We start from the raw sequence: 25,166 nt of genomic DNA, 5'->3' as shown, positions 1-25,166 counted from the left end.
GTCACCTGCCCCGCCCGGCCATGTCGCCGACCGCCCGCACCAGCATGTCGAGATCCTGCGGCCGCGACAGCCGGTGGTCGCCGTCGGGGATCAGCGACAGCGTCACATCGTCGGCCGGCAGCAGGCTGACCAGCTTCAGCGCATGGCTCGACGGTACGTCCCGATCGGCCAGCCCCTGCACGATGTGGACGGGGCAATGCGTGTCGAGCGGGCCGGTCATGACCAGGTTGTCGCGCCCATCCTCGATCAGGGCGCGCGTGTAGATGTAAGGCTCGGTGGAATAGTCCGACGGCTCCTCGAAGAAGCCTTTTTTGGCAAGGTCGCGCTTCTGCGCCTTGGTCAGCACCGGTTCGACCAGTTCCGCGGTAAAATCCGGCGCCGGCGCCAGAAGCACCAGGCCGACGACGCTTGCGTCGCCTGCCTTGCGCAATTCCTGCACCATGCGCAGCGCGATCCAGGCGCCCATCGACGAGCCGACCAGGATCTGGCTGCCGCTGGCGAAATGCCGGAACACGGCCAGGCTTTGCGAAAGCCATTTCGAGATCGTGCCGTCGGCAAAGGCGCCGCCGGATTCGCCGTGTCCGGAATAGTCATGACGCAGGAAGGCGCGGCCTTCTTTTGCCGCCCAATCCGATAGCGTTTCAGCCTTCGTGCCCAGCATGTCCGACTTGTAGCCGCCGAGCCAGACGACGCCAGGCGTCGCGCCCGCGATATGGCGCACCGCGATGCTCGATCCGTCGACATCCAGAAAGACAGGGGCAGTCATGGCTTTTTTCCTCGCGCCGTCGTTCGGCGCAGGGTCTTGTGACACAGCCTGTGGCGTGGCGAAAAGTGCTCGCGATCTTTCTTTGTTTGGTGCAGGCAGCGATCAGGTGATTTTCTGTCAATGCTGTGCTATTGACTCCGCCCGCGCGCTCCCCACATTGGCGCGTCCACATATCAAGACCTGCAAATCCAGAACGAAACGGCCAAGGAGACCACGACCATTCGCAGACCTTTCAAAGCAGCGGCGCCGACCAAGGATGGGCCGCGCTCCAATCGTGACATCCGGGTTCCCCGGGTCCAGCTTATCGACGCCGAAGGCCAGAACCGTGGCGATGTTTCCATCAACGACGCATTGCTGCTCGCCGAAGAGGCAGGGCTCGATCTCGTCGAGATATCGCCCAACGCGCAGCCGCCCGTCGTAAAAATCCTCGATCTCGGCAAGTTGAAATACGCCAACCAGAAGAAGGCGGCCGAGGCGCGCAAGAACCAGAAGGTCATCGAGATCAAGGAGATCAAGATGCGCCCCAACATCGACAGCCATGACTATGAGACCAAGATGAAGGCGGTGCGCCGCTTCTTCGAGGAAGGCGACAAGGTCAAGCTGACATTGCGCTTCCGCGGCCGCGAGATGGCGCATATGGAACTCGGCATGCAGCTTCTGAACAAGGTGCGCGAGGAAGTGGCTACCATCGCCAAGGTGGAAGCGGAGCCGAAGCTCGAAGGCCGCCAGATGATGATGGTGCTGGCGCCGCGCTAGATCACGATGACGTCAGGCTCGGACATCGCGCTCTAAATCCGCCTGAATTGTGCTACAGGGCGTCCCGGCGATCGGCGGGACGCCTTATTTCTTGGCTCAAAGCTGCGATCGCCGGCAAAGCTCTTCGACGATCGGATTCCTCCCTTGGACAAAAAACTCAAATACGGGCTGGGTAGCTACCAGCGCACCCGCAGGCTGGTGCTTGCCGTGCTCGTGGTGGTGCTCTTCGCAGCCCTGCTGTTCGGGCAATCGACCTTCCCGCCCGACACGGCGATGCATGAAACGATCGAGATGTTCGGCGTGCTGCTGATTTTCCTGGGCATCGTCGGGCGCCTTTGGTCAACACTCTACATAGGTGGGCGCAAATCTTCCGAAGTTGTGACGGGCGGGCCCTATTCGATCACCCGCAACCCGCTCTATGTGTTCTCGACCGTGGCCGCGGCCGGCGTCGGCGCGCAGATCGGCTCGTTTTCCGGCATCATTCTGTTCGCTGTCCTGTGTGCAGGCGCCTTCCATATCGTCATCCTGCGCGAGGAGAAATTCCTCAAAGAAGCGCTCGGCGCGCCCTATCAGGCCTATCTGGCAAGAGTGCCGCGCTTTTTCCCGAAGCTTTCCCTCTACCAGGAGGGCGACACCGGCAACTTCAAGCCGCGTCTGCTGTTGACCACACTTCTCGACGGCCTGGTGTTCCTCATCGCGCTGCCAGCCTTCGAACTGATCGACGGCGCTCAGCAGTCGGGTATGCTGCCGGTGTTGTTTACGCTCCCCTGATCGAGGACCGAGCGCGGGGTGTGGTGCGGAGGGTGTTGCACAGCCGCCTGCTTTGACGTATAGGACCGCCGTTCCAAGAAAACCGCCCGGCAGGGCATGCCGTGGCGGTTTCATTTGCTTTTCGGGCTTTGGTCGGCCCGAAGCGAACAAAACAAGAGGCGTGAAGTGCCGCAGGCACGACAGGGACCTCATAGAAACGGAGTAGCAAAATGCCCAAGATGAAGACCAAATCGGCCGCCAAGAAGCGGTTCAAGATCACCGGTACGGGTAAAGTCCTGTCGGCTGCGGCCGGCAAGCGTCACGGCATGATCAAGCGTTCCAACAAGTTCATTCGAAATGCCCGCGGCACGATGGTTCTGGCTGAACCGGATGGCAAGAAGGTCATCAAGAATTTTCTGCCGAACGGCCTCTGAGCATTCGGCCGAACACGAATTTGTTTTACGCAATTCCGAACGGAAAACCGCAAGGCACTTTTCCTGGAATTGCTTTTAAGGAGATCATGACATGGCACGCGTAAAAAGAGGCGTCACCTCGCACGCCAAGCACAAGAAGGTCCTGAAAGCCGCGAAAGGCTTCTACGGCCGCCGCAAGAACACCATCCGCATCGCCAAGCAGGCGGTGGAAAAGTCGCTGCAATACGCTTACCGCGACCGCAAGAACCGCAAGCGCTCGTTCCGCGCCCTGTGGATCCAGCGCATCAACGCCGCGACCCACGAGCACGGCCTGACCTATGGCCGTTTCATCGACGGCCTCAACAAGGCTGGCATCGAGATCGATCGCAAGATTCTGTCGGATATGGCCATCCACGAGCCGCAGGCTTTCGCCGCGCTCGTCGCCAAGGCCAAGGTTGCTCTTGAGTATCTCAAGAACACCACCCCGAACGCTTTTGAAAGCGCTGTCGCCTAGGACCAGCGCTTCCCAAGCATTCGAAATTCTGATTTGGGGAACCCGCGCTGGCACGGCTGGCGCGGGTTTTTCTTATGCCTGATGTAACCAAATTGGTGACACGCCCGGTGATGGTGGGTTGCCCGATCGAGAGAGTTTCGCCGTGAACGCCACCGCTGGAAATCTTGAAACCCTGGAAGCTTCGCTGCTCGCCGACATAGCGTCGGCTGCTGATGAGGCCGCGATAGAAGCCGTGCGCGTCGCGGCGCTGGGCAAGAAGGGATCGATCTCGGAAATGCTGAAGACGCTCGGCTCGATGAGCGCCGAGGAGCGCCAGGTCAAAGGCCCCGCCATCAACGGCCTCAAGAACCGTGTCACCGAGGCGCTCACCGCGCGCAAGGCGGAACTCAGGGATATCGCCATCACCGCGCGGCTCGCCGCCGAAAAGGTCGACGTGACACTGCCGGTGCGGCAGTCGCCGGCCGAGCGCGGCCGCATCCATCCGATCAGCCAGGTCATCGACGAAATCGCGGCGATCTTCGGCGATCTCGGCTTCGCGATCGCCGAAGGCCCCGACATCGAGACCGACTATTACAATTTCACCGCGTTGAATTTCCCGGAAGGCCATCCGGCGCGCGAGATGCACGACACCTTCTTCTTCCAGCCGGACGAGAAGGGCGAGCGCAAGCTGTTGCGTACCCACACCTCGCCGGTGCAGATCCGCACCATGGAGAAGCAGAAGCCGCCGATCCGCATCGTCATTCCGGGCAAGACCTATCGGCAGGATTCCGACGCCACCCACTCGCCGATGTTCCATCAGGTCGAAGGGCTGGTGATCGACAAATCGGCCAACGTCGCCAACATGAAATGGGTGCTGGAAGAGTTCTGCAAGGCCTTCTTCGAGGTGCCGTCGGTCAAAATGCGCTTCCGGCCGTCCTTCTTCCCGTTCACCGAGCCAAGCCTCGAGGTCGATATCCAATGCGACCGCTCGCGGCCCGGCGAGGTGCGCTTCGGCGAAGGCTCCGACTGGATGGAGATCCTCGGCTGCGGCATGGTGCACCCCAACGTGCTGAGGGCCGGTGGGCTCGATCCGGACGAGTACCAGGGCTTTGCCTGGGGCATGGGCATCGACCGCATCGCCATGCTGAAATACGGCATGCCGGACCTGCGCGCCTTCTTCGATGCCGATGTGCGCTGGCTGTCGCATTACGGTTTCCGGCCGCTCGACATGCCGACCTTGTTCGGAGGCTTGAGCGCGTGAGAGCCAAGACCCTTCCTGCTGCGATACATTACGGAACAGCATCATGAAATTCACCCTCTCCTGGCTCAAGGATCACCTCGAGACCGATGCTTCGCTCGATGAGATCGTCGAGCGGCTGACCTCGATCGGCCTCGAGGTCGAGCATGTCGACGACAAGGCGAGCCTGAAGCCCTTTGTCATCGCCAGGGTGTTGACGGCGGTGCAGCATCCCGACGCCGACCGGCTGCGGGTGCTGACCGTCGACACCGGCGACGGCAAGCCGCCCGTGCAGGTCGTCTGCGGCGCACCCAATGCACGCGCGGGCATGATCGGCGCCTTCGCTGCGCCCGGCACTTATGTGCCCGGCATCGACGTGACGCTGACGGTCGGCAAAATCCGGGGCGTCGAAAGCCACGGCATGATGTGTTCCGAGCGCGAGCTGGAGCTTTCCGACGAGCACGACGGCATCATCGACCTGCCCGAGGATGCGCCGGTCGGCACCAGCTTCGCCGCTTATGCCCATCTCGACGATCCGGTCATCGAGATCAATCTGACGCCCAACCGACCGGATGCCACCAGCGTCTACGGCATCGCCCGGGACCTGGCAGCGAGCGGTCTCGGCCGCCTTGTCGGCGGCGCCATCATGCCGCATGTCGGCAATGGAATGTGCCCGGTCAAGGTGACGATCGAGGCGCCGGAACTGTGCCCCGGCTTCGCGCTCAACCTGGTCAAGGGCGTCAAGAACGGCCCGTCGCCGAAATGGCTGCAGCAGCGGCTGATCGCCATTGGTCTCAGGCCCATCAGCGCGCTGGTCGACATCACCAACTACGTCACCTTCGATCGTGGCCGGCCGCTGCATGTCTTCGATGCCGGCAAGGTCGCCGGCAACCTCGTCGTGCGCCGTGCCAGGGACGGCGAAAAGGTGCTGGCGCTCGACGGGCGCGAATACACGTTGACGCCGGAGATGTGCGTCATCGCCGATGACAATGGCGTGGAATCGATCGCAGGCATCATGGGCGGCGAGCGTTCCGGCTGCGACGATAACACGACCGACGTGCTGATCGAATCCGCACTCTGGGACCCGATCACCACGGCCCGCACCGGGCGTGCGCTCGGCATCATCACCGATGCCCGCTATCGTTTCGAGCGCGGGGTCGACCCCGAATTCATGGTGCCGGGCGTTGAGCTCGCGACCCGGCTGGTGCTCGATTTCTGCGGCGGCACGCCGACGGAAATCGAGGTGGCCGGCTATGCCGGCCATCAGCCCAAGATCGTCTCCTTCCCCCTGTCGGAAGTGAAGCGGCTGACCGGCATAGAAGTGCCGACGGCGGAAAGCCTCGATATTCTCACGCGTCTCGGCTTCAAGCCTGAGGGCTCGGGCGATGTCGTCGATATCGCCGTGCCGTCCTGGCGCCCCGATGTCGACGGCAAGGCCGACCTGGTCGAGGAGGTAATGCGCATCCACGGCGTCGACAACATCGCTTCGCAGCCGCTCGGTGCGCATGACGCGGTCAACGGCAAGATCCTGACGACGCTGCAGATCCGCACTCGCGCGGCCAAGCGGGCGCTGGCCGTGCGCGGCATGATGGAGGCGGTCACCTGGTCGTTCATCCCCGCCAGGCACGCCGAACTGTTCGGCGGCGGGCAGGCGTCGCTCAAGCTCGCCAACCCGATCGCCGCCGACATGTCCGACATGCGGCCCTCGCTGCTGCCCGGCCTGATCGCAGCCGCCCAGCGCAATGCCGACAAGGGCATTGGCGACGTGGCGTTGTTCGAGGTCTCCGGCACCTATGAGGGCGACGTCGCCGACCAGCAACGGCGCGTCGCCGCCGGCGTGCGGCGCGGCACCGCCAAGCTCGACGGTTCCGGCCGCAACTGGGCTGGCAATTCCGGTCCGGTCGGCGTGTTCGACGCCAAGGCTGATGCCATCGCCGCACTGGAAGCCTGCGGCGCGCCGGTCGAGCGGCTGCAGATCGAGGCCGGCAGCCCGTCCTGGTACCATCCTGGTCGCTCCGGAACGATCAAGCTCGGACCGAAGACGGTGCTCGGCACGTTCGGTGAATTTCATCCCAAAACGCTGGAGGGCCTCGACGTCTCCGGCCCGCTCTGCGGCTTCGAAGTGTATGTCGATGCCGTGCCCGAGCCCAAGGCAAAGCCGACGAAAACGAAGCCCAGGCTGGATCTCTCCGCCTTCCAGGCGGTGAAGCGCGACTTCGCCTTCGTCGTCGACAAGGCGGTCGAGGCCGGCACGCTGGTACGCGCGGCGCTCGCCGCGGACAAGAAGCTGGTCACCGGCGTCTCGGTCTTTGATGTTTTCGAGGGTGCGTCACTGGGCGAGGGCAAGAAGTCCATCGCCATCGAAGTGTCGATCCAGCCGGTCGAGAAGACGCTGACCGACGAGGATTTCGAGGCTCTGGCCAAGCGCATCGTCGAGAATGTCGGCAAGCAGACCGGAGGCGTGCTCAGGGCATAGCCTCTTTCCGGGATTGCGGGAACGTGGCGAATCGCCCTCCAAAGGGCGATGGACCATCTGCGCTATTCCGGGCTCCCGTTCGAAACACAGCGTGCTGCGTTTCTCGATGTCGTGTCGAAGGACGCCTTGCTCCATGACGCTCTGGCTCGGGCACGTCGCCTTGCTCTGCCCGACTGGCTGGTGGTCTCCGGCGTGCTTTACAACTCGGTCTGGAACCATCTGACGGGGAAGCCGTCGGGTTATGGCATCAAGGATGTCGACCTGTTCTATTTCGACGACAGCGACCTGTCCTACGAGGCCGAAGACGCCGTCATCCGCCGGGCGGCGAAGCATTTCCAGGGGCTGCCCCTGCCGGTCGAGGTGCGCAACCAGGCGCGGGTGCATTTGTGGTACCCGCAGAAGTTCGGGCGGCGCTGTCCGCGCTACACGAGTTCGAGCGAGTCGGTCCGGTTCTTTGCGTCGAAGACGCATGCGGTCGGGCTGCGATACGACGCGGATGGTCAACTGGAACTTGTGGCGCCGTTCGGTCTCGACGACGTCTTCTCGTTCCGCATCACGCCGAACCGGGCGATGGACAATCAGCAAACGCATGAGGTGAAGGGGGCACGAGCCAAGGCGAACTGGCCGGAGATCACGGTAGTGCCGTGGTAGGGGCGCATAGATCAAGAATGTCTGCGCGAGGCGCCCCTCTCTGTCCTGCCGGACATCTCCCCCACGTGGGGGGAGATTGGCAGTTTCGGCCTTTCGCTCATTCCCACAACGTCGACAATTGGCGAAATCGCCGATGATAGCCCATCTCCCCCCTGGAGGGGGAGATGCCCGGCAGGGCAGAGGGGGGGCGCCTCGCGCAGACCTCTCAACATAAGCGCCGCCCGTTTCCTCTCTTTGGCTACCCATTCACCAATGCCAGCAATTCCTCGGTGTAGCGCTTGCCCATGACCTTGTCGGGCGACAGGGCATCGCCGATAGCCGCAACCTCGGCAGCACTCAGCTCGATATCAGCCGCCGCCGTGTTCTGCTCCAGATGGCGGATTTTCCGCGCGCCGGGGATCGGAACAATGAAATCGCCCTGGTGCAGCACCCAGGCGAGTGCCAGCTGCGCCGAGGTGACGCCTTTTTCAGCCGCCATCTTCTCCAGCGTGGCCACGACTTTGGCATTGGCTTCCATGGCATCGGCCTGGAAGCGCGGCAGGCCACGGCGCCAGTCGTCGTCATCAAGCGTTTCCGGCTTGGCGATCGTGCCGGTGAGCAGGCCACGGCCGAGCGGGCTGTAGGGAACGAAGCCGATGCCGAGTTCGCGGCAGACGGCGAACACATCGTCCTCGGGGTCACGGCTCCACAACGAATACTCGCTCTGGACGGCCGCGATCGGATGCACGGCATGCGCCCGGCGGATGGTGGCGGCACTCGCTTCCGAAAGGCCGAGCGCGCGCACCTTGCCCTCGCGCACCAGCTCGGCCATGGCGCCGACCGTATCCTCGATCGGCACGTTCGGATCGACGCGGTGCTGGTAGTAGAGATCGATGACATCGGTGCCCAGCCGCTTCAGCGACGCCTCGGCGACGGCCTTGACGTGTTCGGGGCGGCTGTCGACGCCCGCCATCCGATCGGTGCCGGTGCCTTCCTCCAGGATCTTGAAACCGAATTTGGTGGCGATCGTCACCTTCTCGCGCACCGGCTTCAGTGCCTTGCCGAGCAGGATCTCGTTCTCGTAGGGCCCGTAGACCTCCGCCGTGTCGAAGAAATTGACGCCGATCTCGACGGCGCGATGCAAGGTGGCGATCGCCTCGGCTTCCGGCTGGCCGCCATAGCCAAAGCTCATGCCCATGCAGCCGAGGCCGACCGGGAACACTTCCAGTTCAGTACCGAGTTTGCGGGTTTTCATCACGCGTCTCCTTGTTGCGATGCTCAGGAGATAGCGCCTTGCCTTATGTTCGATAATCGGCTCATATGTGCACGGGGCATTCTAGAAAATAGATCAATGAACCGAGCACATCTTTCACAGCTTGCGGTGCTGGCAACTGTTGCCCAATGCGGCAGCTTTCGCGGCGCGGCCAGGGAACTGGCGATCGCGCCGTCGGCGGTCAGCCATGCCGTATCCAGCCTTGAGGCGCGGCTTGGCGTGCGGCTGTTGGCACGCAGCACCCGCAGCGTTGCCCCGACCGAAGAGGGCGCGCGGTTGCTGGAACGATTGCGGCCGGCGCTGTCGGAGATCGACCTGGCCCTGGAGACGGCGGTCGAGGCGCGCGACCGGCCGGCCGGCAATCTGCGGCTCAGCGTGCCGCGCACGGCAGCGCACCTGGTGCTGACGCCACGGCTCGGCGCCTTTGCATCAGCCTATCCCGATATCGTGCTGGAGATCGTCATCGAGGACCGCTTCACCGACGTGGTGGAGGGCGGTTTCGATGCCGGCGTGCGGCTTGGCGAAAGCCTGCAACGCGACATGATCGCGGTGCGCATCGGGCCCGATATCCGCGGCGCCGTGGTCGGTGCTCCCTCCTATTTCGACACCATGCCCAGGCCGCGCCATCCGCGTGACTTGTCCGACCATCGCTGCATCCGCTTCCGCTTCTCGAGCGGTATCCTCTATCGCTGGGAATTCGCCAAGGATGGCGAGGAGATCGAGTTGGCGGTCGAGGGACCGTTGATTCTCGACGAAGACCAACTGATCGCCCAGGCGGCGGTCGACGGGACCGGGCTTGCCTTCGTCTTCGAGGATTATGTCCGCGAGCCGCTCCGCGATGGCCGGCTCGTTCGCGTGCTGGAGGATTGGTGTCCATCCTTCGACGGTTTCTTCGTCTACTATCCGAGCCGCCGCCAGATGCGGCCGGCGCTCAGGGCTTTTGTCGATTTCTTCAAGGTGAGCGAATAGGCTCTCCTCTCCCTTGTAGGGAGGGTGGAAGAAAGCCGACGCGGCATTCGTTCGCCTTCCATGCGAGCTTCGATCATAAATACCCCGACCCGCTACGGCTGGGCGGCAATCCTGCTTCACTGGCTGATCGGGCTGGTCTTCATCGGCCAGTTCGCACTCGGTTTCGTGATGGTCCGCATCAGCAGCCAGCGCGCGGCTTTCGAGCTCATCCAACTGCACAAGTCGCTGGGGTTCCTGCTGCTCGGCCTTGTCATCCTGCGCATCGCCTGGCGGCTCGGCAATGCGGCGCCGGCCTTGCCTTCCTCGGTCGGAACCTTGGAGCGCCGGGCGGCGCCGCTCGCTCATCTGGCGCTTTACGCTTTCCAGCTTGCTCTGCCTCTGTCCGGCTGGGCGCTGGTCTCGGTCTCGACGCTGGAGATCCCCAGCATGCCGTTCAACCTGTTCGTGATGCCCAATCTGCCGCTTGCCGAATCCGATGCCGCCGAAAATTTCTGGGCGGCTGCGCACTGGTATCTCGCCTATGCCGCCGCCGCCCTCGTGGCGTTGCATGTCGCAGCGGCATTGCGCCATCATTTCCGGCTGAAGGACGATGTGCTCGCGCGCATGGTCACGCCTTCCTCAGGCCGGGAATAGAACGGGTTTTGACCTCGTTTGTAAGCGAGGCGCGAAGAGCGTTGCCTCCAAAAAGGAAATAATCTCATGTATGCGCGCATCCTCGGATCGGCGGTCCTTGCCACTTGCCTTGCCGTGCCCGCCTGGGCAGCAGTTGTCCTTGGCGATGCCGCCGGCAGCTATATGATCAGCCAGGCTGCCTCCTCGATCCGCTTCACCATCGGCAAGGCCGGCGGCGGCGGGTTCGATGGCTACTTCGCCCGCTTCAAGGGAACGATCCGCATCGACAACAGCGATGTCGGGCGCTCGAAGGTCGACCTCACCATCTTTCCCGAAAGCGTCGGCACCGGCCAGGGCCGCATCGACGCCTTCCTGCGCTCCGACGCGGTGTTCGATGCGGCCAACAGCCCTGAAATCCAGTTCCGCTCGACCAGCGTGACCCGCACCGGCGATAAGACGGCCCTGGTCACCGGCCGGCTGACGGCGCGCGGCAAGACGTTTGCGGAAAAGTTCACCGCCGAACTCGACAGCCTCAAGTCCGGCACGATCAAATTCCACGTCACCGGCAAGGTGCTGCGGTCGCGCTACGGCATGGATGTTGGCACGCCGCTCTATTCCAATGTCGTCGACTTCGACATGACGCTGACGGGAAAGAGGAGTTAGCCTTGGCGAGTTGGTCATGCCGAGGCGAAGCAAGAAACGAAGCGATGCAGCGCAGATGACGGCGGCGCAGATTGGCTTTTTCCCTGAATTAGGGCACACCTCCATCGACATAATCGACATGGAGAAGCCTGATGTTCCGATGGGGTGTATTGTCGACGGCCAAGATCGGCCGCGAGCAGCTTTTGCCGGCGATCGTGGAGGCGGAGAATGGCGTGCTGTCCGCCATCGCCAGCCGCGATCACTCGAAGGCTCGTGCGCTGGCCGACCGCTTCGGCGCGCCGCATGCTTTCGGTTCCTATGAGGAGTTGCTCGCCTCGAACGAGATCGACGGCGTGTATATCCCGCTGCCGACATCGCAGCATGTCGAATGGACGGCCAAGGCCATCCAGGCGGGAAAACATGTGCTGGTCGAAAAGCCGTTGGCGCTCGACGCCAAGGACATCCCGCCGCTGATCAAGCTGCGCGACCAGAAGAAGGTGCTGGTCTGCGAAGCTTTCATGGTCGTCTACCACCCGCAATGGATCAAGGTGCGCGACCTCATCGCCAGCGGCGCCATCGGCCGGCTGCGCCACGTCCAAGGCGCGTTTTCCTATTACAATGTCGACCCCAACAACATGCGAAACCAGCTCGATCTCGGCGGCGGCGCGCTGCCCGACATCGGCGTCTACCCGACCGTGTCGACGCGCTTTTCCACAGGCAAGGAACCGCTGCGCGTGCAAGCGACGATCGAGCGCGACAAAAAATTCGGCACCGACATCTATTCCTCGATCCGCGCCGATTTCGGCGACTTTGAATTGTCCTTCTATCTCTCGACCCAGATGGCCGCGCGCCAGGTGATGGTGTTCCATGGCGAGAACGGGTTCATCGAGGTGTTCTCGCCCTTCAATGCCGGGCTCTACGATCACCACCGCATCGAGCTGCACAATCAGAACCACACCGAGGCGCAGGTGTTCCGCTTTCCCGGCACGCAGCAGTACCGGCTGGAGGTCGAGGCCTTTGCGCGCGCGGCCCAAGGCAGCAAGGAGCGCGTCTTCACGCTGGAGGAATCCGTGCTCAACCAGAAGGTCATCGACGCCATCTTCCGCGCCGGCGGCAAGGACGGTTGGGAGGCGGTCTGACCGGCATTGATATAAATCCGGTTCGGGACCCATACATTAGCCAGCTAAGGGGAGGGGGAATTGGCTGACGACGCGGATGTGATCATTGTCGGCGCCGGCCTTGCCGGGCTGGTTGCCGCCGCGGAGCTGGCCGAGGCCGGCAAGAAGGTCGTCATCGTCGACCAGGAGCCGGAACAGTCGCTGGGAGGCCAGGCCTTCTGGTCGTTCGGCGGCCTGTTCCTCGTCGATTCGCCCGAGCAGCGGCGCATGCGCATCCGCGATTCGCACGAGCTGGCGCTCGAGGACTGGCTGGGCACCGCCGCTTTCGACCGGCCGGAGGATCACTGGCCGCGCCAATGGGCGGAAGCCTATGTCGGTTTCGCTGCCGGCGAGAAGCGCTCCTGGCTGCTCGAGCGCGGCATGAAATTCTTCCCGGTGGTCGGCTGGGCCGAGCGCGGTGGCGGCAATGCCATCGGCCATGGCAATTCCGTGCCGCGCTTCCACATCACCTGGGGCACCGGTCCCGGCGTGCTCGAGCCCTTCGTGCTGCGCGTACGCGAGGCCGAGAAGCGCGGATTGATCTGCTTCAAATTCCGCCATCGGGTCAACGAACTGACGCGGACCGGCAACGCCGTGACCGGTGTGCGAGGTGACATCCTCGAGCCGAGCACCGTGGAACGCGGCCACAAAAGCTCGCGTGAGATATCAGGTGATTTCGAGCTTCATGCGCAGGCGGTGATCGTCGCTTCCGGCGGCATCGGCGGCAACCATCAGTTGGTCCGGGAAAACTGGCCAAAACGGCTGGGCGCGACACCGAAGCGCATGATCACAGGCGTGCCCGACCATGTCGACGGCCGCATGCTGGCGATCACGGAAAACGCCGGCGGCAGCGTCATCAACCGCGATCGCATGTGGCACTATGTCGAGGGCATCAGGAACTGGGCGCCGATCTGGACCGACCATGCGATCCGCATCCTGCCCGGTCCGTCCTCACTGTGGCTCGACGCGCGCGGCAAGCGCCTGCCGGTGCCGCTTTACCCCGGTTTCGATACGCTCGGCACGCTCAGCCACATCATGAGCACCGGCTTCGATTATTCCTGGTTCATCCTGACCAAAAAAATCATCCAGAAGGAGTTCGCATTGTCGGGCTCCGAGCAGAACCCGGACCTGACTGGCAAGAGCTGGCGCCAGGTGCTCGGCCGCGCCACATCAGGCATTCCGGGGCCGGTCAAAGCGTTCATGGAAAAGGGCGAGGACTTCATCATCGAGGCCGAACTGCCCGATCTGGTGGCGCGCATGAACAAGCTGGCCGGCGGCGAACCGCTGCTCGACGTGGCGCAAGTCGAGCGCGAGATCCGCGCCCGCGACCGGCAGCTCGACAATCCCTTCTCCAAGGACATGCAGATCACCGCGCTGCGGGGTGCGCGGGCCTATCTCGGCGACCGGCTGATCCGCACCGCCAGGCCGCACAAGATGCTCGACCGCGCCAACGGCCCGCTGATCGCGGTCCGCCTCAACATCCTGACCCGCAAGACGCTGGGCGGCCTGCAGACCGACCTCGAAAGCCGCGTGCTGGGGAGCAATGGCGAGCCGGTTCAGGGCCTCTATGCGGTCGGCGAAGCCGCCGGTTTCGGCGGCGGTGGCGTGCATGGCTATGCGGCGCTGGAAGGCACGTTCCTGGGAGGCTGCATCTTCTCCGGCCGCAGCGCCGGCCGGGCGGCGGCGCGTTCGGTGGCCTGAGCGCCGGACAGCCGCATTTCGGGACAGGATTGCGTTGCGGATAAGCCGCGCGATCAGACCGGCCGGCCAAACGGATTTCCGGCACTCGCTGGCTTGGTCATCTTCTGGCAATTCCCATGCGAGGAGCTCTCACCAGATCCACTCGCCCTTGCCGAGCGCCGACACCGCCTCGACGATGCGGGTGAAGCTGGCGCGGGCGCGGCCGACCGTGTGCCTCGCCCTGAGATAGCCGTGCACCAGCCCTTTCTCCTCCAACCAAGTGGCCCGCCCGCCGGCCGCAACGATCCGGTCGCGATAGGCCTCGCCGTCCGACGACAGCGGGTCGCACTCGGCGGTGATCAGCACCGTTGGCGGCAGGTTGGCGAAATCGGCGTCGGCGAGCGGATACAAGGTGATGTCGCCGGTCTGGTCCACGCCGCCGGTACGGATGTGCTTATAGAATTCCAGGTCGCGCGTGGTCAGCATCGGCGCTTCGGCGTGCCTCACATAGGAACCGCGCGAATGGTCGCCGCCGAGCCCTGGATAGATCAGCACCTGCCCGATCGGCCTCTTCGCGTGGCCGCGCGTGGCATGGCTGACCGCCGCGCAGAGATTGCCGCCGGCGCTGTCGCCGCACAGCAGGACCGGTTGCGCATAGGAAGCTGCCGTCCACTCGAAGGCGTTCATCGCGTCGTCGAAGGCGGCCGGATGCAGATGCTCCGGGGCCAGCCTGTAGTCGACCGAGACCACCTCATAGCCGGTGCGGCCGCAAAGCTCGGCGCAGACGTCGTCATGGCTGTCGAGCCCGCCAAGGATGAAACCGCCGCCGTGGCAATAGAGCACCGTTGCCGTGGCCTGCGATGCGCTGCGGTAGATGCGGATCGGGATATTGCACGCCGGCCCCGCAATAGCGGTGGTTTCCGCTGTCACCCCCTCGGGATAGCCGGCAAAGAACTCCCGGCACATGCGGTCATAGATCTCGCGCTGTTCGGCAATCGTGTAGTCGATCGTATCCGGCGGATAATAGGAACTGGTCCGCTCGATGAAGGCCCGGGTCTCGGCGTCGATGAGGATTTTGTAATCGGTCATCTTGACTGGGCCAATTGCCAACGTCGAGTCTGCGCGCCCCCCTCTGGCCTGCCGGCCATCTCCCCCTCAAGGGGGGAGATCGGATGTCGCGAAGGCTTTCGCCAATCTTCTACGTCGCCGGAAAAGCGCCGAGCCTGAAGCTGCCAATCTCCCCCCTTGAGGGGGAGATGCCCGGCAGGGCAGAGGGGGGTGCTTGGCGCTGTCATCTCCGCAGAGTCACTTCCCCTTCCAAACCGGGTCGCGCTTTTCGGCGAAGGCCCGAAAACCTTCCATGTTGTCCTCAGAACCATAAAGCGCGTCCACCGTCGCCAACTGCCGGCGCGTCACTTTGTTCATCGCGTCCTGGAAGGTGAGCGCTTCCGCCACGCGCGCGGTTTCCTTGATCGCGGCGAAGACAAGCGGTGGGCCGCTGGCGAGCAGGCGGGCGATCTCCCAGACACGGTCTTCCAGCTTCTCCTTCGGCAGCACCTCGTTGACCAAGCCCCAGCGATGCGCCTCGGCAACGTCCATCCAGCGGCCGGTGAGCAAAAGGTCCATGGCGACATGGTAGGGGATGCGCTTCGGCAGTTTGATGGTCGCGGCGTCGGCAAGCGTGCCGGCGCGGATCTCCGGCAGCGCGAAGGAGGAATGGTCGGAGGCGTAGATGAGGTCGCAAGACAGCGCCAGTTCGAAGCCGCCGCCCACCGCCATGCCGTTGACGCAGGCGATGACCGGCTTGTTCAAGTCGCGCAGTTCCTGCAGCCCGGCAAAGCCGCCGACGCCATAATCGCCGTCGACCGCATCGCCGCCGGCGGCCGCCTTCAGGTCCCAGCCGGCGCAGAAGAACTTGTCGCCTGCGGTCTTGACGATGGCGACCCGCAGTTCCGGATCGTCGCGGAACGCCTTGAAGGTCTCCCCCATCAGCCGAGAGGTCTTGAGGTCGATGGCGTTGGCCTTGGGCCGGTCGAGCGTGACCTCGAGGATCGAACCTTCACGGCGGATCGAAATGACGTCAGGCATTCTTGTTTTCTCCCAGCACCAGAAGCGCGTCGGCGATCCAGGCGCCCTTGCCTTCCGCGCAGACGATCAGCGGATTGATGTCGAGTTCCTCGATCTCGCCGGCATTCGTCTGCACGAAGGCGGCAATGCCCGAGATGGCGTCGATGGCGGCCGCGATATCGGCCTTGGGCCGGCCACGGTAGCCTTCGAGCAGCGGGAACAGTTTGAGGCCGCGAAGTGCGGCCTCGATGTCGTCGCGCGTCGCCGGCAGCATCAGCGTCACGCTGTCGCGCAAGAGCTCGACCAGGACGCCGCCGGTGCCCAGCGTCATGACAGCGCCGAACATTGGATCGCGGGTGAAGCCGACGATCAGCTCGGCGACGCCGTCGCGCACCATGCGCTCGACATAGAGGCCCGTGCCGAGCGGCAAAAGGTCGTGCGCCGCCGTGCTGACGGATTCGGCGTCCCTGAGGTTGAGCCTGACAGCGCCGACCTCGGATTTGTGGGTGACACCCAGCGCCTTCAGTGCGACGGGGAAGCCGAGCGCCATGGACGAGATCACCGCCTCGACGGCACTGCCGGCGCGCTCGCCCTTGGGCACGGGCAGCCCGGCCTTGATCAGCCGCGCCTTGGCTTGCGCCTCGTCGGGCGTGACATGCTCGCCGCCGGCAGCACCGGAAGCGGAGGTGTCGACCGGCTGCGCCTGCGGCTCGCGCCAGGCCCAGCCGATGAAGGCGGCCGCCTGGGCGGCATCCATCGCCTCGGAGATGCCGAACAACGGCACCATGCCCCGCGCCATCAGCTCGGCGGTGTATTCCTCGGGCAGGTTCTCGGGCAGTGACGAGACGATCGCGCCATGCGCCTTGTTGGTCTTGAGCGCCGATTCGAAGGCGCGCAGCGTCGCCCACCAGTCGGTCACCGAGCAGCGGTCCGGGCGCGGAAAGTCGAGCACCAGCATGTTCAAATCAAAGCCGCCCGACACCATGGCGGTGAAGGTGGCGGTCATTGCCGGTTCGTTGTTCCAGATGAAGGTGTGGTAGTCCAATGGATTGGCGACCGCGACCAGTGGCCCGAGCGTCGACTTGACATGGGCGCGGTGTTCTTCCGTCAGCACCGGGAAGTTGACCCAGCGGCCTTCGGCGCTGTCGGCCATGACCGACGCCTCGCCGCCCGAACAGCTCATCGACGAAAGGCTGTAGCCGGGCAGCGGGCCGGTGACATGCAGCAGCTTCAGCGCCTCGATGAAGGCGGGGATGGAATCGACGCGCGCGATGCCCAGGCGTTTCAGGAAGGCCCCGGACGCTGCGTCGGAGCCGGCGAGTGACGCGGTGTGCGAGACGGTCGCTTGCCTGGCCTGTTCCGAGCGGCCTACCTTCATGGCGATGATCGGCTTTTTCAATTCCCTCGCGCGTGCCGCCAGCCGCTCGAAGCCGGCTACCGAATCGAAAGCCTCGATGTGCAGGCCGAGCGAGGTGACGCGCTCGTCCTCGATCAGCCCGAGCGCCATTTCGGAGAGCCCGGTCTGCGCCTGGTTGCCGGCGGTCATCAGGAAGGCGATCGGCAGGCCGCGCTTCTGCATCGTCATGTTGATTGCGATGTTGGACGACTGGGTGATGATGGCCACCCCCTTGCCCCCGTCGGCCAGCCTGATGCCGCCATGCTGGTCGGGCCACAAAAGCGCGCCGTCGGCATAGTTGATCAGACCGTAGCAGTTCGGCCCGATGATCGGCATCTGGCCGGCGGCGGCAACCAGCTCGGCCTGCAGCCGCTCGCCATCCGCGTCATAGGCTTCGGTTTCGAGGAAACCGGCGGCAAAGCAGACCGCGCCGCCGGCGCCGCGTTCGGCCAGCGCCTTGATCACTTCGATGGTCAGGTGTCGGTTGACGCCGACAAAGGCGGCGTCCGGTGCGCCGGGCAGGTCGGCGACCGAACGATACGCCCTGCGGCCGGCGACCTCGTCCTTGCTCGGGTGCACCGGCCAGATCTCGCCGGCAAAGCCCATCTTGATCGACTGTGCCACGACCGCGGCGGCCTGTGCGCCGCCGAATACGGCGATCGATTTAGGGCGCAGAAGGCGTTCAAGCTTGTGCATGGATCAGGCTCCGAACGGGCGCAGCAGCGCCCGCGAAATGATGTGGCGCTGGATCTCCGACGTGCCTTCCCAGATGCGCTCGACGCGCGCATCGCGCCAGATGCGCTCCAGCGGCAGGTCGTCCATCAGCCCCATGCCGCCATGGATCTGGATGGCTTCGTCGGCGACGAAGGCAAGCATTTCGGTGGCCTTCAGCTTGGCCATGGCCATGTCCTGGTCGGTGACGGTGCCCTGATCGTACTTCCAGCCGGCTTCGAACACCATCAGGTCGGCGGCGTTGAGCTCCGTCGCCATGTCGGCGAGCTTGAACGACACGCCCTGGAACTTGCCGATCTGCTGGCCGAATTGCTGCCGCTGCGCGGCGTATTCGACCGCGTGGCCAAGCGCCCGCTCCGCGCGGCCGAGACAGGTGGCGCCGACCTGCAGGCGGGTGGCGCCGAGCCAGGAATTGGCAACATCGAAACCCTTGTGGACTTCGCCCAACACCTGGCTTGCCGGAAGGCGGCAATCGTCGAATTCGAGGATGGCGTTGGTGTAGCCGCGGTGCGAGACGTTGCGGTAGCCGTCGCGCACCGTGAACCCCTTGGTGCCCTTGTCGACGAAGAAGGCGGTGATCTTTTTGCGTTTGCCGCGCGGCGAATCCTCTTCGCCTGAAGCCATGAAGACGATGGCGAAGTCGGCGAGATCGGCGTGGCTGATGAAATGCTTGGTGCCGTTCAGCACCCAATCGCCGCCATCCTGAACGGCGGTCGCTTTCATTCCGCGCAGGTCCGACCCGGCGCCCGGTTCGGTCATCGCCAGGCAGTCCCATTTCTCGCCGCGGATGCAGGGAAACAGGTATTTCTCGCGCTGCTCAGGCGTGCCGGCCAAAAGGATGTTGGAGGGGCGCGCGACGCAGGTCCAGTGCAGCGCGTAATTGGCGCGGCCGAGTTCCTTCTCGTAGAGCAGCCAGGTCACTGTATCGAGCCCCGCGCCGCCGACGTCGGCCGGCATGTTGGCGGCATAGAGCCCGGCTTCGATCGCCTTGGCCTTGAGTTCCTCGATCAGTTCGCGACGCAGCACGCCGGTGCGCTCGACCTCGCGCTCATGCGGGTAAAGCTCATTCTCGACGAAGGCGCGCGTCGTCTCGACAATGAGCTTCTGTTCCTCCGACAGACCGAAATCCATGGTCTCAGCCTTTCTTCTTTTTCTTTGGCTTTTCCGCCTTCTTCACCGGCTTGGAGGCCTTCGCCTTCTCGGCCGCCTTGGACGCAGCCGGCTTTTTCGCCGCCAGCTTGGCCAACTGCCTAGTATAGTCCTTATGCAGTGCGCCGGCGCCCCAGCCCTTGCCCTTGTTCTGCTTCGAGAGCGCATCCATGATGGCGACCAGATTGTCGTCGCGGATCTTTTCCAGTTCCCGAATCGACAGGCCATGCGCCTGGTCGTCCGACTGCGTGGCGATCAGGTCGACCAACTCGTCGTTGAACTCCGGCACGTCCATCAGCTTGGTCCACGGCCATTTCAGGCAGGGGCCGAACTGCGCCATGAAATGGCGCATCCCGGCTTCGCCCCCGGCGACGCGATAGACCTGGAACATGCCCATCTGCGCCCAGCGCAGGCCGAAGCCATAGCGCATGATGTCGTCCAGTTCCTCGACGGTGCAGATGCCGTCCTTGATCAGCCACAGCGCCTCGCGCCAGGCGGCTTCCAGCAGACGATCGCCGACGAAGGCCTCGATTTCCTTGCGAATGACGACAGGCTTCATGCCGATCGAGGCATAGATCTCCCTGGCGACCTCGATCGCCTCGGGAAAGGTCTGGTCGCCGCCGACGATCTCGACCAACGGCAGGAGATAGACCGGGTTGAACGGGTGGCCGACGACCAGCCGCTCCGGATGCTTCTTCATCGCCACCTGCATATCGGTCGGCTTGATGCCTGATGTGGACGAGCCAACGATGGCGTTGGCCGGCGCATGGGTGTCGATCTCGGCCAGCACCTTGTGCTTGAGGTCGAGCCGTTCCGGCACGCTTTCCTGGATGAAATCGGCGTCGGCGACCGCCTCGGCGATGGTCTTGGCGAAGGTCAGTCTGCCCTCCTTCGGCAGGCCGCCTGGAACCATCTGCTTATAGGCGCGGCGCGCGCCCTTCATCACTTCCGAGACCTTGCGCGAGGCTTCGGGATCGGGATCGAAGATCGACACGTCGATGCCATTGAGGAGCAGCCGCGCCACCCATCCGGCGCCGATGACACCGCCGCCGATGGCGGCCGCCTTGTTGATGATGCTCATTGTCAGGCTCCGGTTCTTTTGCTGGCTGTCTGTGGATCCATCAGGGGCACGCGCTCGCCCGCACGGATCACCGATGGGTCGTAGGCCTTGCGGGCGAAGACTTCGAGCACGAAAGGCCGGAAGAACTCGATCGGCAGCGTCTCGTAGTCCGGATCGAAGCTCGACTGGTCCCAGCGCTCGCAAAACTGGTCGCAGTCGTCGAAATAGGCATGGCCGGCGAAGCGGTCGCGCGCGTGGCGGTTGCCGCCGAGATGATGGGCATAATAGAGGCGCTGGAAGTCGCCGTGCTTTTCCACCACCCAGGTGCATTGCTCGCGCACGAAGGGTTTCAGGATCGAGGCGGCATATTCGTCGTGATTGTAGGGCGCGTAGATATCGCCGATGTCATGCAGCAAGGCGCAGGCGATCCAGTCGGTGTCGGCGCCATCACGCCAGGCCCGCGTCGCCGCCTGCAGCGAATGGCCGAGCCGGGTGATCTTGTAGCCCGACAGGCCCTCGTCGAGCTGCACCAGCGCGTCGAGCAGCCGCTCGCCGGTCCTGGCGGCATAGTCGATCTCGTGCGCGGTCAGGAATTCGTAGTCTTCCCTGTCGCCATCCTTCATCGCCGTGAATTTTACCGTAGCCATCGACCCTCCCTGCGAATAATTTATGCCGCCAGCGGCGCCCGCTTCGTCAGGTTCAGCTTCTTGCGCACATCTTCCGGGCCGAGGATCCTGGCGCCGAGATTGGTGACGATGCTGGCGGCGCGCTCGACCAGCTGCGCATTGGTCGCCAGCACGCCCTTGTCGAGCCAGAGATTGTCTTCGAGACCGACGCGGACATTGCCGCCGGCCAGCACCGCGGCCGCGGCATAGGCCATCTGGTTGCGGCCGATCGAGAAGGCCGACCAATTCCAGCTTGAGGGCACGTTGTTGACCATGGCCATGAAGGTGTTGAGGTCGTCAGGCGCCCCCCACGGCACGCCCATGCAAAGCTGCACCAGCGCATCCGGCTTCAGCACCTTTTCCTCGACCAACTGCTTGGCGAACCACAGATGGCCGGTGTCGAAGGCCTCGATCTCCGGCTTGACGCCGAGCGCGGTCATCATGCCGCCCATGGCGCGCAGCATGCCGGGCGTGTTGGTCATGACATAGTCGGCCTCGGCGAAGTTCATGGTGCCGCAGTCGAGCGTGCAGATCTCCGGCAGGCACTGGCGCACATGCTCCATGCGGTTGGTGGCGCCGCCCATGTCGGTGCCCTTTTCATTCAGCGGCAGCGGCGCCTCGGGCGAGCCGAACACCATGTCGCCACCCATGCCGGCGGTGAGGTTCAGCACCACGTCGACATTTGCCTCGCGGATGCGCTCGGTCACTTCGCGGTAGAGATGAACGTCGCGCCGGGGCTTGCCGGTTTCGGGGTCGCGGACATGGCAGTGGACGATTGCCGCACCCGCCTTGGCCGCGTCGATGGCAGAATCGGCGATCTCTTTGGGCGAGCGCGGCACATGCGGGCTGCGGTCCTGCGTGCCGCCGGACCCGGTCACGGCACAGGTAATGAAGACCTCACGGTTCATCGCAAGCGGCATGGAACTCTCCTCCCAATCGAAACAGGCGCCAAGCATCGCCCGGCTTGCCGAAAACTGCTTTGCGTTTTACGAAGCTTCCATGACTAAAGGCGAAAAATTGACGATCTTTCGCGCCGAGCGCTCGCCGCTCAAGGTGACGTTGCTGGTGTTTTCCGGCTCGTCCATCATGTGCGTGGCCTCGGCGGTCGACCCGCTGCGCGCCGCCAACCGCATATCCGGCGAGACATTGTTCGATTTCAAGCTGGTTTCCGTAACCGGCGAGGCGCCGGTCACCACTTGCGGCCTGCCGGTGGCGGTCAGCGGCCGCTTCGATGCGGCCGAGCCGACCGACGTTCTTGTCGTCGTCGCCGGTTTCGGCACGCAGAATTATGCGACGTCGGCTCTGCTCTCGGGCCTGCGCCGTGCGGCGCGGATGGCCCGCGCGTGCGGCGGCGTCGAGGCCGGTACATGGCTGGTCGCGCGAGCCGGCTTGCTCGAAGGCCGCAGCGCCACCACCCATTGGGAAGACATGGAAGATTTCTCGTCGGCCTTTCCGGGCGTCGACGTCCGCCCGGACCGTTACGTCATCGACGGGCCGGTCTTCACCTCGGGCGGCGCCTCGCCGACCTTCGACCTGATGCTGCACCTCGTTCGCACCCGCCTTGGCATGGCCGTGGCGCTCGATGTGGCGAGCGTCTTCATTTACGACCAGGCCCGTGCGGCCACCGACGCACAGCCGCTGGTCTCGCTTGGCCGGCTCGACGGCTATGACCCGCGCCTGGCGCAAGCCATCCGACTGATGGAAGCGCATGTCGACCAGCCGCTGACCGTAGAAGCGGTGGCAAAGCGCGCCGGGGTTACGGCGCGGACACTGGAGAGCATCTTCCGCAAGTCGATCGGCGAGACGCCGGGCGCCTATTATCTCAGATTGCGCCTGGGCGCGGCACGCCGGCTGGTGGTCGATACCAGGGTGGCGATGGCCGACATTGCCGGGCGGACGGGATTTTCGTCCGCCGCGGCATTTTCGAGAGCGTTTTCAAGAGCTTTCGGCGAGGCGCCGGTCAGGCTGCGCCGGGGTTAGCTGTGTATCGCGCAACAGTCAGGGATGCGCAAACAATACGAATCAGGCTGCGCTCTGGCGGTCGCTGCCGCCATCGATCTGCGAGCGCATCTGTCTTGCAAGATGAGTCTCGAAACGGCTGGCGACGGCGCGATCCCATTCGTTGGTGCTGCGCGTGCCCTGTTTCGGATGCGGCATTGCCATCAGCCGGTCGATGATCGATCCCGCCTCGCTATGTGAGAGCAGGGCGTCGATTTCACGTTCGTGCTGCATATCGTTTCGCCTCCTTCTTCCTCTCCCGCCACGAGCCCTTCTTATAGGAGATTCGTGACGGCCGTTTGAAGGCAAGAGCGAGGCTATTGAGGGGCGATGCGGGGCAAAACCTTGCTGTTGGTCTTGGCCCCGAGCGCAAACGATTCCAGGCATCAAATCCGGCTGTCAGTGAGGATTTCCGGCGAATCGTTTCTCACACATAGCGGTTGACGATGTTCTCCAGCAGTTCCTGGCGGCCGGAGCGCGGCTGCGGTTCGATCTTCTTCTTCACGACGCGCTCGGCGATGTCCTCCAGCGTGCGCTTGCCGGCAAGCATCGCTTTGGCCTCGGCGCTGTTCCAGCCCGCGTAGCGCTCGGCGAGCGGAGCCGACAGCGCCTTGTCTTCGACCATCTTGGCGGCCGCTTTCAGGCCGCGCGCGCAGGCATCCATGCCGCCGATATGGCCGATCAGCAGATCCTGCGGATCGAGCGACTGGCGGCGCAGCTTGGCGTCGAAATTGGTGCCGCCGGTCTTGAAGCCGCCCGCCTGCAGGACCTGGTAATAGGCCAGCGCCATCTCCGGCACGTTGTTGGGGAACTGGTCGGTGTCCCAGCCCGACTGGTAGTCGTTGCGGTTCATGTCGATCGAGCCGAAGATGCCGAGCGCGTTGGCCAACGCCAGCTCGTGCTCGAAGGAATGGCCGGCCAGGATGGCGTGGCCCTGCTCGATATTGAGCTTGACCTCCTTCTCCAGGCCGAAGCGCTTGAGGAAACCATAAACGGTCGCGACATCGTAGTCATACTGGTGTTTTGTCGGCTCCTGCGGCTTCGGCTCGATCAGGATGGTGCCCTTGAAGCCGATCTTATGCTTGTAGTCGACGACGAGGTTGAGGAAACGGCCGGCCTGCTCCTGCTCGCGGGCAAGGTCGGTGTTGAGCAGCGTCTCGTAGCCCTCGCGTCCGCCCCAAAGCACATAATTCTCGCCCTTCAGCCGCTTGGTGACGTCGATGCAGCTCTTCACCGTCGCCGCCGCATAGGCAAACACATCCGGATCGGGGTTTGTCGCGGCACCCGACATGAAGCGGCGGTGGGAGAACAGGTTCGCCGTGCCCCACAGGAGCTTGACGCCGGTCTGCTTCATCTTGGTGGCGAAATAGTCCGCGATTTCGTCGAGGCGGGCGGAACTTTCTGAAAAATCCTTGCCCTCGGGCCGCACGTCGGCGTCGTGGAAGCAGAAATAGGGCGCGCCGAGCAGCGAGAACATCTCGAAGGCTACATCTGCTTTCAGTTTTGCCAGTTCCATCGTATCGACGCCGCCGGCCTTGGGGAACCACGGCCGATCGAAGGTCTGGCCGCCGAACGGATCACCACCCGGCCAGGCGAAGGAATGCCAGTAGGCCACGGCGAAGCGCAGATGGTCTTCCAGCCGTTTGCCGGCCACCAGCTCGTCCGGGTTGTAGAACCGGTAAGCCAGCGGATTGATCGAATCCGGCCCCTCATATTTGATCTTCTGGATGTCGCCGAAAAAGCCGCTGCTCATGGTTTCCTTCCTCTTCGAAATGGTTCCGCCCGATTACCTCAGGCGTAATTGGTTCCGTTCTTCCATTGGGCGAAAAAGGTCATGTCAAAGCCAACGAAGGAGACAGATCATGACCGATCTCAACAAGATCGCCGAAAGCTACATCGCCGCCTGGAACGAGAGCGACGTCGCGCGCCGCCAGGCCCTGCTCAAGGCGACTTTCACCGAAGACGTCAGCTATCGCGATCCCATCATGCAAGGCGATGGCCATGAAGGCGTGGCGGCGCTGATCGACGGCGTGCAGCAGCGCTTTGCCGGCTTCCGCTTTTCGCTGAAAGGCACACCGGACGGGTTTGCCGACAAGATCCGCTTTTCCTGGAATCTCGGCCCGGAAGGCACGCCTTCCGTCATCGAAGGCACCGATATCGGCATCATCGAGAACGGCCGCCTGAAGAGCATCACCGGGTTTCTGGATAAGGTTCCTGCGCAGTGAGACTAACGGGGTAAGGGGGG

25 protein-coding genes are annotated in these 25,166 nt (G+C 63.9%); 14 read left to right on the top strand and 11 right to left on the bottom strand.

What is annotated here, in order from left to right; genetic code table 11:
• Position 1: 1 nt before the first annotated feature.
• On the bottom strand, positions 2-766 hold the full coding sequence (locus tag LB566_RS20035) for an alpha/beta hydrolase (protein WP_224626006.1): 765 nt from the start codon (positions 764-766) through the stop codon (positions 2-4).
• Positions 767-985: 219 nt separating this feature from the next.
• Here LB566_RS20035 and infC point away from each other — a divergent pair, with 219 nt between their 5' ends.
• The 7 genes from infC (at position 986) to LB566_RS20000 (ending at position 7,542) form a co-directional block, all read left to right on the top strand.
• The gene (gene infC / locus LB566_RS20030; RefSeq protein WP_140491142.1) at positions 986-1,522 is read left to right on the top strand and encodes a translation initiation factor IF-3; all 537 of its coding nucleotides are present in this window, start codon (positions 986-988) and stop codon (positions 1,520-1,522) included.
• 144 nt (positions 1,523-1,666) lie between these two features.
• Positions 1,667-2,293, top strand: coding sequence for a methyltransferase family protein (locus LB566_RS20025; RefSeq protein WP_224626004.1), 627 nt, complete (start codon positions 1,667-1,669; stop codon positions 2,291-2,293).
• Positions 2,294-2,502: 209 nt separating this feature from the next.
• Positions 2,503-2,706 carry a 50S ribosomal protein L35 gene (rpmI, locus tag LB566_RS20020; protein WP_006201248.1) on the top strand — a complete coding sequence of 68 codons (204 nt, stop codon included), beginning with the start codon at positions 2,503-2,505 and terminating at the stop codon, positions 2,704-2,706.
• 91 nt (positions 2,707-2,797) lie between these two features.
• Positions 2,798-3,199: a 50S ribosomal protein L20 gene (rplT, locus tag LB566_RS20015; protein WP_006201247.1), complete on the top strand. Its 402-nt coding sequence runs from the start codon at positions 2,798-2,800 to the stop codon at positions 3,197-3,199.
• Positions 3,200-3,341: 142 nt separating this feature from the next.
• Complete coding sequence (pheS, locus tag LB566_RS20010; protein ID WP_140550406.1) at positions 3,342-4,439, top strand: phenylalanine--tRNA ligase subunit alpha; 1,098 nt, start codon at positions 3,342-3,344, stop codon at positions 4,437-4,439.
• 43 nt (positions 4,440-4,482) lie between these two features.
• Positions 4,483-6,891 (top strand): phenylalanine--tRNA ligase subunit beta, encoded by a 2,409-nt coding sequence (pheT, locus tag LB566_RS20005; RefSeq protein ID WP_224626002.1) that lies wholly within the window; start codon positions 4,483-4,485, stop codon positions 6,889-6,891.
• A 48-nt stretch (positions 6,892-6,939) separates the two neighbouring features.
• The gene (locus LB566_RS20000) at positions 6,940-7,542 is read left to right on the top strand and encodes a nucleotidyltransferase family protein (RefSeq protein ID WP_224626000.1); all 603 of its coding nucleotides are present in this window, start codon (positions 6,940-6,942) and stop codon (positions 7,540-7,542) included.
• 238 nt (positions 7,543-7,780) lie between these two features.
• Here LB566_RS20000 and LB566_RS19995 read toward each other — a convergent pair whose 3' ends face one another.
• Positions 7,781-8,776 (bottom strand): aldo/keto reductase, encoded by a 996-nt coding sequence (locus tag LB566_RS19995; RefSeq protein WP_224625988.1) that lies wholly within the window; start codon positions 8,774-8,776, stop codon positions 7,781-7,783.
• Between the two features lie 96 nt (positions 8,777-8,872).
• On the opposite strand from LB566_RS19995, the gene LB566_RS19990 reads away from it, so the two are divergent.
• The 5 genes from LB566_RS19990 (at position 8,873) to LB566_RS19970 (ending at position 13,875) form a co-directional block, all read left to right on the top strand.
• On the top strand, positions 8,873-9,763 hold the full coding sequence (locus LB566_RS19990; protein ID WP_224625986.1) for a LysR family transcriptional regulator: 891 nt from the start codon (positions 8,873-8,875) through the stop codon (positions 9,761-9,763).
• Positions 9,764-9,823: 60 nt separating this feature from the next.
• Positions 9,824-10,396: a cytochrome b gene (locus LB566_RS19985; RefSeq protein ID WP_224625984.1), complete on the top strand. Its 573-nt coding sequence runs from the start codon at positions 9,824-9,826 to the stop codon at positions 10,394-10,396.
• A 66-nt stretch (positions 10,397-10,462) separates the two neighbouring features.
• Complete coding sequence (locus tag LB566_RS19980; RefSeq protein WP_224625982.1) at positions 10,463-11,038, top strand: YceI family protein; 576 nt, start codon at positions 10,463-10,465, stop codon at positions 11,036-11,038.
• Between the two features lie 131 nt (positions 11,039-11,169).
• The gene (locus tag LB566_RS19975) at positions 11,170-12,156 is read left to right on the top strand and encodes a Gfo/Idh/MocA family protein (RefSeq protein WP_224625980.1); all 987 of its coding nucleotides are present in this window, start codon (positions 11,170-11,172) and stop codon (positions 12,154-12,156) included.
• Between the two features lie 60 nt (positions 12,157-12,216).
• Complete coding sequence (locus LB566_RS19970; RefSeq protein WP_224625969.1) at positions 12,217-13,875, top strand: FAD-binding dehydrogenase; 1,659 nt, start codon at positions 12,217-12,219, stop codon at positions 13,873-13,875.
• 129 nt (positions 13,876-14,004) lie between these two features.
• On the opposite strand, the gene LB566_RS19965 is transcribed toward LB566_RS19970, so the two are convergent.
• The 7 genes from LB566_RS19965 to LB566_RS19935 form a co-directional block, all read right to left on the bottom strand.
• Positions 14,005-14,943: an alpha/beta hydrolase gene (locus LB566_RS19965; RefSeq protein WP_224625966.1), complete on the bottom strand. Its 939-nt coding sequence runs from the start codon at positions 14,941-14,943 to the stop codon at positions 14,005-14,007.
• A gap of 216 nt (positions 14,944-15,159) precedes the next feature.
• A complete protein-coding gene (locus LB566_RS19960; RefSeq protein WP_224625964.1) occupies positions 15,160-15,942 on the bottom strand; it encodes a carnitinyl-CoA dehydratase in 783 nt (260 codons plus the stop codon).
• Entirely contained in the window at positions 15,935-18,013 is a 2,079-nt protein-coding gene (locus LB566_RS19955; protein WP_224625962.1) for an acetate--CoA ligase family protein, read from the bottom strand. Before LB566_RS19955 ends, LB566_RS19960 begins: the two co-directional genes overlap by 8 nt.
• Before the next feature lie 3 nt (positions 18,014-18,016).
• Positions 18,017-19,180: an acyl-CoA dehydrogenase family protein gene (locus LB566_RS19950; RefSeq protein ID WP_224625960.1), complete on the bottom strand. Its 1,164-nt coding sequence runs from the start codon at positions 19,178-19,180 to the stop codon at positions 18,017-18,019.
• 4 nt (positions 19,181-19,184) lie between these two features.
• Positions 19,185-20,279, bottom strand: coding sequence for a carnitine 3-dehydrogenase (locus tag LB566_RS19945; RefSeq protein WP_224625958.1), 1,095 nt, complete (start codon positions 20,277-20,279; stop codon positions 19,185-19,187).
• A gap of 2 nt (positions 20,280-20,281) precedes the next feature.
• On the bottom strand, positions 20,282-20,905 hold the full coding sequence (locus tag LB566_RS19940) for an HD domain-containing protein (RefSeq protein WP_224625955.1): 624 nt from the start codon (positions 20,903-20,905) through the stop codon (positions 20,282-20,284).
• Positions 20,906-20,925: 20 nt separating this feature from the next.
• Positions 20,926-21,843, bottom strand: coding sequence for a 3-keto-5-aminohexanoate cleavage protein (locus LB566_RS19935; RefSeq protein ID WP_224625953.1), 918 nt, complete (start codon positions 21,841-21,843; stop codon positions 20,926-20,928).
• A gap of 79 nt (positions 21,844-21,922) precedes the next feature.
• On the opposite strand from LB566_RS19935, the gene LB566_RS19930 reads away from it, so the two are divergent.
• On the top strand, positions 21,923-22,903 hold the full coding sequence (locus LB566_RS19930; protein ID WP_224625942.1) for a GlxA family transcriptional regulator: 981 nt from the start codon (positions 21,923-21,925) through the stop codon (positions 22,901-22,903).
• Between the two features lie 42 nt (positions 22,904-22,945).
• Here the strand turns inward: LB566_RS19930 and LB566_RS19925 are convergent, their stop codons facing one another.
• Positions 22,946-23,155 carry a hypothetical protein gene (locus tag LB566_RS19925; RefSeq protein WP_224625940.1) on the bottom strand — a complete coding sequence of 70 codons (210 nt, stop codon included), beginning with the start codon at positions 23,153-23,155 and terminating at the stop codon, positions 22,946-22,948.
• Between the two features lie 193 nt (positions 23,156-23,348).
• A complete protein-coding gene (gene xylA / locus LB566_RS19920) occupies positions 23,349-24,674 on the bottom strand; it encodes a xylose isomerase (RefSeq protein ID WP_224625938.1) in 1,326 nt (441 codons plus the stop codon).
• A gap of 109 nt (positions 24,675-24,783) precedes the next feature.
• Between xylA and LB566_RS19915 the strand changes: the two genes are divergently transcribed.
• Complete coding sequence (locus LB566_RS19915) at positions 24,784-25,146, top strand: nuclear transport factor 2 family protein (protein WP_224625935.1); 363 nt, start codon at positions 24,784-24,786, stop codon at positions 25,144-25,146.
• The last annotated feature ends 20 nt before the right edge of the window (positions 25,147-25,166 follow it).

The sequence above is a fragment of the Mesorhizobium sp. CA13 genome (assembly GCF_020165235.1).
In the GTDB taxonomy this organism is placed as follows: domain Bacteria; phylum Pseudomonadota; class Alphaproteobacteria; order Rhizobiales; family Rhizobiaceae; genus Mesorhizobium.
Note: the sequence above shows the minus strand (reverse complement) of the source record. Positions and strands in the feature narration are given on the sequence as shown.